The sequence below is a fragment of the Paraburkholderia sp. RL17-383-BIF-A genome (genome assembly GCF_046028015.1).
Taxonomy (GTDB): Bacteria; Pseudomonadota; Gammaproteobacteria; order Burkholderiales; family Burkholderiaceae; genus Paraburkholderia.
Genome location: NZ_JARESR010000055.1, coordinates 1 through 12341, shown reverse-complemented (window position 1 = coordinate 12341; position 12341 = coordinate 1). Strand labels below are relative to the sequence as shown.

General features: G+C 63.3%; 11 protein-coding genes and 1 pseudogene. 8 read left to right on the top strand and 4 right to left on the bottom strand.

The genetic code is table 11. From position 1 onward, the window contains the following. Positions 1-213 precede the first annotated feature (213 nt). The 4 genes from P0D71_RS34760 to P0D71_RS34745 all read left to right on the top strand — a co-directional run bounded on the left by P0D71_RS34760 (position 214) and on the right by P0D71_RS34745 (position 2373). The gene (locus tag P0D71_RS34760) at positions 214-468 is read left to right on the top strand and encodes a hypothetical protein (RefSeq protein WP_091793709.1); all 255 of its coding nucleotides are present in this window, start codon (positions 214-216) and stop codon (positions 466-468) included. A gap of 195 nt (positions 469-663) precedes the next feature. Beyond that, positions 664-894 (top strand): DUF2795 domain-containing protein, encoded by a 231-nt coding sequence (locus P0D71_RS34755; RefSeq protein WP_091793707.1) that lies wholly within the window; start codon positions 664-666, stop codon positions 892-894. Further along, positions 891-1793 (top strand): AraC family transcriptional regulator, encoded by a 903-nt coding sequence (locus P0D71_RS34750; protein WP_218157113.1) that lies wholly within the window; start codon positions 891-893, stop codon positions 1791-1793. Before P0D71_RS34755 ends, P0D71_RS34750 begins: the two co-directional genes overlap by 4 nt. A 190-nt stretch (positions 1794-1983) precedes the next feature. Then, entirely contained in the window at positions 1984-2373 is a 390-nt protein-coding gene (locus P0D71_RS34745) for a cupin domain-containing protein (RefSeq protein ID WP_408483771.1), read from the top strand. 133 nt (positions 2374-2506) lie between these two features. Here the strand turns inward: P0D71_RS34745 and gvmR are convergent, their stop codons facing one another. Further along, a complete protein-coding gene (gene gvmR, locus P0D71_RS34740; protein WP_408483770.1) occupies positions 2507-3565 on the bottom strand; it encodes a transcriptional regulator GvmR in 1059 nt (352 codons plus the stop codon). Positions 3566-3842: 277 nt separating this feature from the next. Between gvmR and P0D71_RS34735 the strand changes: the two genes are divergently transcribed. Further along, a complete protein-coding gene (locus P0D71_RS34735; protein ID WP_091793701.1) occupies positions 3843-4055 on the top strand; it encodes a hypothetical protein in 213 nt (70 codons plus the stop codon). A 24-nt stretch (positions 4056-4079) separates the two neighbouring features. On the opposite strand, the gene P0D71_RS34730 is transcribed toward P0D71_RS34735, so the two are convergent. Then, positions 4080-4697: a TetR/AcrR family transcriptional regulator gene (locus P0D71_RS34730; protein WP_408298221.1), complete on the bottom strand. Its 618-nt coding sequence runs from the start codon at positions 4695-4697 to the stop codon at positions 4080-4082. A 217-nt stretch (positions 4698-4914) separates the two neighbouring features. Between P0D71_RS34730 and P0D71_RS34725 the strand changes: the two genes are divergently transcribed. From P0D71_RS34725 to P0D71_RS34715, 3 genes are read left to right on the top strand one after another with little or no spacing between them, the layout of a single operon-like run. Further along, complete coding sequence (locus P0D71_RS34725) at positions 4915-6066, top strand: efflux RND transporter periplasmic adaptor subunit (protein ID WP_408483769.1); 1152 nt, start codon at positions 4915-4917, stop codon at positions 6064-6066. Then, on the top strand, positions 6063-9200 hold the full coding sequence (locus P0D71_RS34720) for an efflux RND transporter permease subunit (RefSeq protein WP_091793694.1): 3138 nt from the start codon (positions 6063-6065) through the stop codon (positions 9198-9200). Before P0D71_RS34725 ends, P0D71_RS34720 begins: the two co-directional genes overlap by 4 nt. A gap of 2 nt (positions 9201-9202) precedes the next feature. After that, positions 9203-10729, top strand: a complete 1527-nt coding sequence (locus P0D71_RS34715) for an efflux transporter outer membrane subunit (protein WP_408483768.1) — start codon at positions 9203-9205, stop codon at positions 10727-10729. A gap of 831 nt (positions 10730-11560) precedes the next feature. Here the strand turns inward: P0D71_RS34715 and P0D71_RS34710 are convergent. Both P0D71_RS34710 and P0D71_RS34705 read right to left on the bottom strand, forming a co-directional pair. Next, complete coding sequence (locus P0D71_RS34710; RefSeq protein ID WP_408483767.1) at positions 11561-11836, bottom strand: hypothetical protein; 276 nt, start codon at positions 11834-11836, stop codon at positions 11561-11563. Further along, positions 11837-12341 (bottom strand): annotated as a pseudogene (locus P0D71_RS34705) (DUF6531 domain-containing protein); the annotation flags it as partial.

Sequence of the window (12341 nt, the reverse complement as noted above, 5' to 3'; positions counted from 1 at the left end):
GTTCGCGACGGCGCTGCTGCGAAGTCGCCGCGTTTCTGCCATCATCTGGAATCGGCAATACCGCTTTGTCGTGAACGTGCGTGCGCTGCAAAATCCGCCATTCAGCATGGATTAGCGCGCAAGGTCACGTTTAGCATGGGCCGTCCTTTCGACGCGGGGACGGCACAGCGCTTGCTCCATTGTCAGCGCCGCATGAGCTTAGGAGGTCGGGTGATGAAAACCTCGACGCTGTTGACCATGGTGACGCTGTCAGCCTCTTGTTTTGCCGCGCCGGTTCATACCGCGCCGGACAGCATGACCGCCAATAGTCTTGCCGAACGCGCCAACGCCGCACCCGTTGCCCCCGCGGCGCCGGATGTCGCCGCCGCGGACAGCAATCGTCCGCAACATTGGGAACATATCGCGCTGCCCAAATCGCGACATCTCGACCGGAGCTTTACTGGGCAGAACGAGCACTTGCAGACCTGACGCGACCTGTCACATAGAGACGTGCGCGGCGCTGCATGCTTTACACTGCCTGGCGTTCACGGCCGCAATGCGGTCGAGGGCGCGCATGTGCTACAGCACCGGCATGCGCGGGCCGGCATCCATTGCGTTACGTCAGCCGCGCGCTTTCAACCAGCGGCAAGCGCCACGCCCAACCGTCTTACGAGGAGCGTTTGCATGACCGCATCGGCTATTCCCGGCGAATCGATTGACCTCCAGATCACCGATATTCTGGGCGCCGTCCAGTTTCCAACCAACAAAGACGCACTCGTGGACGCCGCGCGCGAAGCCGGCGCGAGCAACGAGGTGCTCTCGATGCTCGACGGCTTGCCGGAGCAGGACTATGTCGACGTGAACTCGGTCACGCGCCTGATCAGCGGCAATTACAGCCCGGGACTCGGGGCATGAGCGAGGAGTCGGGTTCGTCGCAGCCTCGTTCCCGCCCGCCGTCCCTCTGGCTCGCGCCTGGCCTGAAACGCGAATCCGACTGGATCTACCGCTCGCCGCAGACGGCCGGTGCAAACGGCATCGAGCGGATCGAGGCTTTCTTTCATCAGGCCGGCTACGCGATGCACCGGCACGATACCTATGCGATCGGCCGCACGCTGGCCGGCGTTCAGAGTTTTCGCTATCGCGGCAGCATCCGTAACAGCCTGCCGGGCGGCACGATGGTGCTGCATCCCGACGAACCGCACGACGGCCAGGCCGGCACCGGCGACGGCTTCCACTACCGCATGGTCTATGTCGATCCGGCGTTGTTCCAGCAGGCGCTCGGCGGCAGGCCGCTGCCGTTTCTGGAAGGTGGCCTGTCGAACGATCCGCGCCTCTTTGCCGCCACCGAGAGCCTGTTGCAGGCGATGGATAGCGCCATCGACCCGCTCGAACAGGACAGCGCGCTCCACGATCTGGCCGTCGCCCTCGCCGCGGTGGCCGGCGCGCCGGACGCGCCCCGGTCGGTGGATTACCGCGCGGCGACCCTGGCACGCGATTACCTGCTTGCGTCGCTCGATCGCGCGGTCACGCTCGACGAACTTGCCGCCGCGGCGGGTCGAGACCGCTGGAGTCTATCGCGGGATTTTCGCGCGCTGTTCGGCACCAGTCCGCATCGCTATCTGACCATGCGGCGTCTCGATCTCGTGCGGCAACTGGTGCTCAAAGGCGTGTCGCTAGCCGACGCCTCCGCCGCAAGCGGCTTTGCCGATCAGAGTCACATGACGCGGCATTTCAAGCACGCATGGGGCGTCGCGCCCGCGCAATGGCTGAAGATGGTCGGCTCGCCGGCGCGCGTTGAGTCGTTGAGTCGTTGAGTCGTTGAGCCGTTGAGCCGTTGAGCCGTTGAGCCGTTGAGCCGTTGAGCCGTCGAGCCGTCGAGCCGTCGAGTGGCTGCATACCTGATCGCGCGGCGCCGAACGGCCGCGCGCACAAACGTTCAAGACCCGCCTGCCCGTTACGCCGTACGCTTCCAGCCTGACATAACCGCTCAGGAGGAGCACGACGATGTCCGACGCTCAAGTCATTCAACGGCCGTATCAGGCCATCAATTTCACGGAAAAACTGGCGCTTTTCAACGACCAGTGGCAGGCGCGCGTGGTCGGCGAAATGAACGACTATCAGTTCAAGCTGGTGCGAATCGAAGGGGATTTCATCTGGCACGAGCACGCCGACACCGATGAGACCTTCATCGTGCTCGACGGGCAACTGCGCATCGACATGCGCGATGGTTTCGTGCTGATTTCCGCCGGGGAAATGTTCGTGGTGCCGAAGGGCACCGAGCACAAGCCGTACGCCGAGCGCGAAGTCAAGCTGCTGCTAATCGAGCCGCGCGGCGTGAAGAATACTGGCGAGGAAGTCAGCGAACGGACCGCGGCGAACGACGTGTGGATTTAGGCAATCTCGTCGTTCGCCATGGCTCTGGCGGCCGAGCGACTTGAATGCGACGAATCGTCTGCGCGGCACGCGCATGTCCTCGTCGGCAACCTTGGCGGGCCGCCTCGAACGCCAACGCCCCTCGCGCTCGACATCAAAACGGCGATGACGCCGCAATCCGCGAGCGCGCGGCCTTGGGCATAGGATGCGCTGCATCGGCGGACGATTCCGGCTCCAGAAAATCGCCCATGTCCGTCATCACCTCCGCGGCCCCCGCCACCGAACGCGCCGGCGTCACGGTGCGCGGATCGCGCGCGTGCTGGTCCTGCTGCTGGAAATGCTCGACGAGATGGTCGATGAAAGTCCGCACCTTCGCCGGCAAATGCAGGCGGCTCGGATAGGCGATCGTGATTTCGATCTGCGGCAAACGGTAGTTGGCGAGCAGCGGCACGAGCCGCCCGGACGCCAGATCGCGGCCGATCAGATAGTTCGGCAGGATCGCCACGCCCATGCCCAGCAGCGCGAACTGCCGGAGCATTTCCGTATTGTTCGCAACGATCGCATTCGTGGGGCGCACGCGGACTTCGCCGTCCGGCCCGGTAAAGACGCGTTCTTCGCCGCCCTGCTCGGACGGCCGGCTCAAACACGGATGCGTGAGCAGATGCTCGGGCCGCGTCGGCGTGCCGTGCTGCGCCAGATACGCGGGCGTCGCGCAGACGGTCATATAGCCGGTGGTCAGACGCCGCGTGACGATACTCGCGCTGCGCATGTACCGCGTGACGAGAATGCCGACATCGAAGCCCTCCTCCACCAGATCGACGTGGCGATCCGCGAGCGTGACATCGGGCACGACGTCGGGATAGCGCGCGGCATAGGACTGCACCACCGGTGCGAGGCTATGCAGCCCGAACACCACCGGCGCGACGATGCGCAAAGTGCCGACCGGCTCGTGATTGCGCGCCACCACCATCTGCTCCACGCCTTCGAGGTCGTCGAGAATGTGCCGCACGCGCTCCAGGTAAGTCGTGCCGGATTCGGTCAGCGAGAGGCGGCGCGTGGTGCGATTGAGCAGGCGGGTGCCGAGGCGCGCTTCCAGATCGGCGACGTGACGCGTGACAACCGCCGTGGAAAGATCCAGCGCGCCAGCCGCACGGACGAAACTACCGAGGTCGGCCACTCTGACGAAAACGCGCATCGACTGCAATTGGTTCATGGGACGACTCCTGCCGCGGTAAAGCCGGGCCGGCGCAACCCTCACGCCTGTGTCTACCCGCGCGGCAAGGCGCGCGCGGGTTTGCCCAACGATCCGATTGTATCGACCCGATCATGTCCCAACCCTGACCTGAACATGACATTCCGGACAGGTTTGCGAGAGCGCTCGCGTCAACTCCGGGCGGTTTCTTGCAAGGTTTATTACGGATTTGGAGTAGGTATAAACCCTAGGATGCTGGTATCATAGCCCCCGAAAGGGAAATCAATCGTTAATTGCTATGACACATCGTTTTCAGCTGTTCGAAAAAATCGCGTTCTCATTGGTCTGCTGGTCCGCTGCGGCGTGTTCCGCTTTCATCGCGTATGAACGTTGCCCGGACATCAAGGTGGTGCTGCATGTGGGCGAAGAGGTTCTGCGCTATAGCGGGCAGTATTCGTTCGTCTGCGCAACGCCGGTTGCCGACGCTTGCGCGCAGTTGCCGGCAGACTGACGCCGCGCTTTACGGCTTTACGTCTTACGGTTCGCGCCCGAACACCACGCGCGCAAAAAAACCCGCCAGCACCGTTTCAGCCATCTCCGCCGGCACGTTCTGCGGGTCGACCGTGTAGAAAAACTGCACACCGTCGCACAAACCCATCAAGCCGATCGCCAGCGTCTCCGGCGGCATCAGCATCGGCGTGCCCACACGCGCCGAAAACTCCCGGATATACGCGCTCAACTGCTCGAGCTTCTCGTGCATGAAAGCGTTAAAGCGAATCCGGAAACGGCCGTCTCGCACCGCGAGCAACTTCGCCTCGACCCACAGCAGGAAACACTTGTTCTCGCGATGCAGATTGCTGTAGTAGCGCAGCACGCGTGCTTCCATTTCTTCACGCGATGCCGCGTCCGCGAAGATCGCCTGCAACCCCGCCTGCATGACTTCGTGGTCGCGCCGCAGTAGTTCGAGAAACAACTCGCTCTTGCTGCGGAAGTTCGAATAGAACGCCCCGCGCGTATAACCCGCCGCCGCCGCGATGTCTTCGACACTCGCCGCAACGAAACCCTTCTTCATAAAAATGGCTTGCGCAGCGTCGAGCAATCGCTCGCGCGTCTGGTCTTTGCTCTGCTCGCGTGTCAGTCGTTGCCGTTTCATGGCCGCCAGTCTAGCACTGAAAAGAATCCGAATTCACTCCAACATTCAAATACAGGTGTGTATTAGAATGCAAACCGTCATTCGAAGTCAGATGCGCATGCCAATTGCATAATGGCCCACGCGTCTTCGCTGGCGGGCCGCTGCGGCTTGCCGTGTTCGTTCGCTGTCTCCAGTTGGGGTAATTGTGAAGCGTCCCGGTTTTCCCGCATCGCCCGCGATGCGCCCGCAGTCGCGTCGGCGTGGCCGTCCCGTAAGCCCGCGCCACGCAGCATTCGTTCTGGTTCTTGCCGGCGTCGTCACGCTGGCCGCGTGTTCGAAGAAAGAAGCCGCCGCGCCCGAGCCGCGTCCGGTGGTCGCTGTCGCCGTGCATGCGGACGGCAGCGAGACGCAGGCAGCCTCGTTACCCGGCGAAGTGCAGGCCCGTTACTCGACGCCGCTGTCGTTTCGCGTCGGCGGCAAGATCGTCGAACGGCGCGTGCGCCTCGGCGATGTGGTGAAGAACGGGCAGATCGTCGCCCGGCTCGATCCGGCCGACCAGCAAAAGAACGCTGCCAGCGCGCAGGCGCAGCTTGCCGCCGCAGAGCACAGTCTTGTGTATGCGAAGCAGCAACTCGATCGCGATCAGGCGCAGGCGAAAGAGAACCTGATTGCGCCTGCCCAGCTCGAACAGACCACGAACGCATACGCATCCGCCGTCGCGCAGCGCGATCAGGCCGCGCAGCAGGCGGCGTTGTCGAAAGACCAGTTGCAATACACCACGCTCGCCGCCGATCACGCCGGCGTGATTACCGCCGAGCAGGCCGACACCGGTCAGAACGTCTCGGCGGGCCAGGCCGTCTACAACCTCGCCTGGAGCGGCGACATCGACGTGGTGTGCGACGTGCCGGAAAGCGCGCTCGCCGCGCTCTCCGTCGGGCAAACCGCCAACGTCACGCTTGCCGCGCTGCCGGGACGCAAGTTCGCCGCGCGCGTGCGCGAACTCTCGCCCGCCGCCGATCCGCAAAGCCGCACCTATCGCGCCAAACTCACGCTCGAGAACCCCGGCCCGGATGTGCGTCTGGGCATGACCGCGGATATCGAACTCGCCGCGTCGGCGAACACTTCGGCCAATCAGAACGGCTCGTTTACGGTGCCCGCCACCGCGTTGTTCCACGACGGCACGCAGCCCGCCGTGTGGATCGTGCGCGCCGCGGACAACGCGCTGGAACTGCGCCGAGTAACGGTCACGCGCTACAACGAGCGCACCGTGGTGATCAGCCAGGGCATCAAGGAGGGCGAGCGCGTCGTGCTGCAAGGCGTGCATACGGTGACCGCCGGCGAGAAGGTCCGTGCGATCGCGCCGCTGCATCCCGAGGACTTCGCTTCATGAGCACCACGCCTGAAGAGGGACGCTTCAACCTGTCCGCATGGGCGCTGCGCCACCAGGCGCTGGTCGTTTTCCTGATCGCGCTCGCCACCGCTTTCGGCATCCTCGCCTATACGCGGCTCGCGCAATCCGAAGACCCGCCCTTCACGTTCCGCGTGATGGTGATCCGCACCTTCTGGCCCGGCGCGACCGCGCGCCAGGTGCAGGAACAGGTCACGGACCGCATCGGCCGAAAATTGCAGGAGACGCCCGCGATCGACTTCGTGCGCAGCTACTCGCGCCCCGGCGAATCGCTGATGTTCTTCTCGATGAAAGACTCGGCGCCAGTCAAGGACGTGCCCGAAACCTGGTATCAGGTGCGCAAGAAAGTCGGCGACATTGCGGCCACGCTGCCGCAAGGCATTCAAGGCCCGTTTTTCAACGACGAATTCGGCGACGTCTATACCAACATCTACACGCTCGAAGGCGACGGCTTTTCCGCCGCGCAACTGCACGACTACGCGGACCAGCTGCGCACGGTGCTGCTGCGCGTGCCGGGCGTCGGCAAGGTCGATTATTTCGGCGATCCCGATCAACACATCTATATCGAGATCGCCAATACGCAGCTCACGCGTCTGGGCATCTCGCCGCAACAACTCGGCCAGGCCATCAATTCGCAGAACAGCGTCTCGCAAGCCGGCACGCTGACCACCACCGATGACCGCGTATTCGTGCGTCCCACCGGCCAGTTCAAGGACGTCAACGCTCTCGCCGACACGCTGATTCGCATCAACAACCGCTCGTTCCGTCTCGGCGATATCGCCACGATCAAACGCGGCTACGACGACCCCGTCGTCACGCAAATGCGCTCCGGCGGCAAGGCCGTGCTCGGCATCGGTGTGACCATGCAGCCGGGCGGCGACGTGATCCGCCTCGGCAAGGCGCTCGATCAGCAGATGGTCCAGTTGCGCCGCGCGCTGCCCGCCGGCTTGCAACTGGTCGAAGTGTCGAGCATGCCGAACGCGGTCGCGCATTCGGTCGACGACTTTCTCGAAGCCGTCGCCGAAGCCGTGGCGATCGTGCTGGTGGTGAGCCTGGTGTCGCTCGGCGTGCGCACCGGCATGGTGGTCGTGATCTCGATTCCCGTGGTGCTCGCCGTCACCGCGCTGTGCATGTACCTGTTCGATATCGGCCTGCACAAGGTGTCGCTCGGCACGCTCGTGCTTGCGTTGGGACTGCTCGTCGACGACGCGATCATCGCCGTCGAAATGATGTCGGTGAAGCTGGAGCAAGGCTGGAACCGCACGCGCGCGGCAGCCTATGCGTACACCAGCACCGCGTTTCCGATGCTGACCGGCACGCTCGTCACCGTCTCCGGTTTCCTGCCGATCGCGTTGGCGAAGTCGAGCACCGGCGAATACACGCGTTCGATCTTCGAAGTGTCGGCGATCGCGCTGATCGCCTCGTGGCTTGCGGCGGTGGTACTGATTCCGCTGCTCGGCTATCACCTGTTGCCCGAGCGCAAACGCGAGGCGCACGAGACACATCTGCCCGACGATCACGAGCACGACATCTACGACACGCGCTTCTACCGGCGCCTGCGCGGCTGGATCGGCTGGTGCATCGAGCGGCGCTTCGTCGTGCTGGCGATCACAGTCGTACTATTCGTGCTGGCCATGGCGGGTTTCACGCTGGTGCCGCAGCAGTTCTTCCCGAGTTCGGACCGCCCCGAGTTGCTGGTGGATGTGCGCCTGCCCGAAGGCGCCTCATTCGAAGCCACATTGCGTGAGGCCACGCGGCTCGAAAAAGCGCTAGTGGGCCGCCCGGAAATCGATCATACGGTCGACTTCGTCGGCACCGGCGCGCCGCGTTTCTATTTGCCGCTCGATCAGCAATTGCCGCAACCCAATTTCGCGCAATTCGTGATCACGGCGAAGTCGGTAAAGGATCGCGAAAAGCTTGCGCAATGGCTCGAACCTGAATTGCGCGACCATTTTCCGGCCATTCGCACGCGCCTGTCGCGGCTCGAGAATGGACCGCCCGTCGGCTATCCGGTGCAGTTCCGCGTAAGCGGCGACGACATCGCCACGGTGCGCTCGATCGCCGAGCGCGTGGCCGCGACGCTGCGTGCGGACCACGGCACACGCAACGTGCAGTTCGATTGGGACGAACCCGCCGAGCGCTCGGTGCGCTTCGAAGTCGATCAGAAAAAAGCGCGCGAACTCGGCGTGAGCTCCGAAGACATTTCGAGCTTCCTCGCGATGACGCTCTCCGGCTACACCGTCACGCAGTACCGCGAACGCGACAAGCTGATCAGCGTCGATCTGCGCGCGCCCAAGGCGGAGCGCGTCGATCCCGCGCAACTCGTCACGCTGGCCATGCCTACGCCGAACGGTCCCGTGCCGCTCGGCACGCTCGGCCATTTGCGCAACGATCTCGAATACGGCGTGATCTGGGAGCGCGACCGTCAGCCGACCATCACCGTGCAATCCGACGTCGCGCCGGGCGCGCAAGGTATCGACGTCACGCATGCCGTCGACAAAGCGCTGGGCCAGATTCGCGGCAGCCTGCCGGTGGGCTACCGGATCGAAATCGGCGGCTCGGTCGAGGAAAGCGGCAAGGGCCAGACGTCGATCAATGCGCAGATGCCGATCATGATCATCGCCGTGCTCACGCTGCTGATGATCCAGTTGCAAAGCTTCGCACGCGTGCTGATGGTCGTGCTGACCGCGCCGCTCGGGCTGATCGGCGTGGTGCTCACGCTGCTGCTGTTCGGCCAGCCGTTCGGCTTTGTCGCCATGCTCGGCGTGATCGCGATGTTCGGCATCATCATGCGCAACTCGGTGATTCTGGTCGATCAGATCGAGCAGGACATCGCCTCCGGGCATAAGCGGTTCGATGCGATCGTCGGCGCGACCGTGCGGCGTTTCCGTCCGATCACGCTGACTGCCGCCGCCGCCGTGCTCGCGTTGATTCCATTGTTGCGCTCGAACTTCTTCGGCCCGATGGCAACCGCGCTGATGGGCGGCATTACGAGCGCGACCATCCTCACGCTGTTCTATCTGCCCGCGCTGTACGCCACGTCGTTCCGCGTGCGTGCCGATGAACGCGAGCCGCAGACGCCGTCCGCGTCCGGCACGACGCATACGGGGAATTGAGTATGACCACGCCCACGTTCTTCCGATATTCGCGCCTCGCCGCGCTCACTGGCGTGGCATGCGCGCTCGCCGCCTGCTCGTTCGGGCCGAGCGGCGAGCCGCCCGCGATGCCGCAGCCGGCGCACTACGGGGCCGCAGCGCAGCCGACGCAAACCGTGCCCGCGCAAGGCGTCACGCAGCAGTTCGTGGTCGGCGCAAAGCCGGTGCCCGAATGGTGGAAGCTTTATCAATCGGACGCGCTCAACGCTTTGGTCGACGAAGGCCTGCGCAACAGTCCGACGCTCGCCGCGACCGACAAAAGCCTCGCCGCCGCGCGCGAGCAGTTGCGCGCGCAGATCGGCAGCTCGATGCTGCCGACCATCGACGCCGGCGGCCAGGCGACCCGCAATCGCGCGCTGGCGATCCCCGAGATCGGACCCAACACGTTTCTGTACAACGTCTTCGTCGGTCAATTGCAGGCGCATTACACCTTCGACCTGTTCGGCGCCGCGCGTCTCGCCGATGCCGCGCTCGCCGCGCGCGTCAACGTTCAGGCCTATCAGTTCGACGCCGCGCGCCGCGCGCTGGCCGCCAATATCGTGACGGCCGCGATCACCAGCGCCGCGCTGCATGCTCAGATCGAGACGACCGAACGGCTCGTGACGATCGCCAACGATCAGGCGCGCGACACGCAGCGGCGGTACGTGCTGGGTGCCGTCTCGCATGCCGATCAGTTGAGCGCGCAACAGAGCGCGGCGAGTCTGTCGGCGAGCTTGCCGGGTTTGAAGCAACAATGGCTGAGCACGCGCCACGCATTGGCGGTGCTGCTCGGACGAACGCCTGATGCGGCGCCGGACGATCTCGAGCTTGCGCAATTGCATGTGCCTGAGCAGGTACCGGTGGTGGTGCCTTCGGAGCTGCTGCGCTCGCGGCCCGACATTCAGGCTGCCGACGCCGCGCTGAAGGCCGCGGCGGCCGACGTCGGGGTCGCCACGGCGCAGATGTTCCCGAGTCTGTCGTTGAGCGCGTCGATGGGACAAGGCGGTTTTAGCTGGCCGGTCGCGCTCTCGGGCGCGGGCGCGATCTGGAGCATCGGAGCGTCGCTGTCGCAGCCGCTGTTTCATGGCGGCGCCCTGTTCGCGCAACGACGTGCGGCGGTCGATACCTACGACGCCACGGTCTCGCAGTACAAGCAAACGGTGCTGGCCGCGTTCCAGAACGTCGCCGACACGTTGGCCGCGCTCGAACACGACTCGCAAGCGCTGGATGCCGCGAATATTGCGGCGCGCTCGGCGCAAGGCATCTTCGATGAAACCTCCGGACGCTACCGGCTAGGCGCGCTGCCTGTTGCGTCGACCCGCTCGAGCGAGCAGCAGTTTCGCAACGCGCAGCTCGACGAGATCCGCTATACGAGCGCGCGGCTGACGGACACCGCGGCGTTGTTCCAGGCCATGGGGAATCCGCCGGTTGAGACGGGGGTGGGTGGGGCTTCGGCGGCGGCGGCTTCGGCATCAGCGGCGAGCGCGCCGACCGCGGGGATTGCCGAGTAGATAAACCTAGGATTCCGTACGGATGGTCAGGAAGTTATCCCCACTTTTTGGGCACAAGTCCGTGGATAAGTCTCTCCCCACGGCGTTGAACCTCATGCCATAAGCCTTTGCGGGCGATGTGAGGGAACATCGAGCATCCCCCACAGACCGCCAAACGTCGTTCCCCGACGTTTCCCCTCAATGGGATAGGGCCGACAAAGAAGACATGTGTTTTGCAAACCATTCAAGCCAACGGCGATACCGGGGCCTTTTCGAGAAGCCGCTTGTTGAAGCCGAAAGCTGACGGGTTGGTTGTGCACGCTGCGGTGCACACACGATGGGGAACCTCAGGAACATTCCCCGCGACGCGCGATGATAGGGGCTACAGCTCCCAGCGCTGCCCGTCGTTCGTGACCAGCAAGGGCGCACGGCAGCACGCGTCTTCAAGCACGGCATGTTATTGAACCAGCACCCTTCGTACGACGCCCTTACGCCGCATACGCAGTTCATTGCATAACTTGCGCTTGCGCTCAGGATGAAGAACCCTCTCCACAGGTTCCTCGCCCCGATGCTCTTTCAGGTACCGGTAAAGCCCATCCGCGATAAGAAACGGGCGCTGATGCCTGGCCGGCAACTCAACGCCATAAATCACACTCCCATGATTTCTGCCAGGTTCACGCTGCCGCTGCTGCGGGGGCGCTTCTAACTGCCTTCAGCACATGCTTGCGTGCCTGCCAGAAATCGTAGTCGAACTGCATTCCGAGCCACAAGTCAGCCCGACCACCTCGCTATTACGTCACACAACAGCCGGTGACGCCAAGGTGACGCCACCGATGTCCCTTCGAAGCGCTATCAATCTTCTGAAAGCTTGTCTAACGGGCTTTCCGTGAACGTCATGTACTGTTTGAGATCAGGTTGGCCCATTGACAAAAGTTTGACGATCCCGCCGCCGAATCTGCGCACGAATTCGTCATCAATCCTGAAGTTGAACTCGTCCAGTAAAACAGGTATTTCACTTGCCCCCTTCAAAGCTGAAGACAGCCTTTCAGGCATGACGCACTGCAAGATCAACTGTTGGCGATTCTCGTCGTACGTCACCACTATTGAACACGGCAGAAATTCAGTCATTTAATACCCCCGGCACTCTTGATAATCGTTCCACGCATTCTGCTTGCAAAGCGCTTTCCCTCTTTCGCCGCCCATAACGTAAGCGAAGTTATCGCACCGCTGCAGCTCCACCTCATATTTGGCATGGCAGTATGTCTCACGCCACTCGTTATCCCCACTGCTGCCACATTTAACCATTCCGCCATCACCACCACCAGCCCCAAAGAGCGCGCTGTAGAGCGTCGATCTTTTAGCTGAGCTGGTCACATCGGGTACGAGGACAGGATAAGGAACTTGGGTTTGATCACTCAGCATCAGTTCCGTTGTCTCGCCCCATGCTGGAACTATTGCGCTCAGCTCACTACCAAAAAGTTTCCCCACCGGCTCGGCTTTCCACGGCATGTAGCACTCAACGCACATGCTTGGCACGAAGGGCTGGGCATCTGTCTGGAGTCCAGTGAGATTAGCAGGCGGCGCAACCGGCTCATTGCCCAGCTCCCAGTTGGTGAGCCACATTCCTAACTCA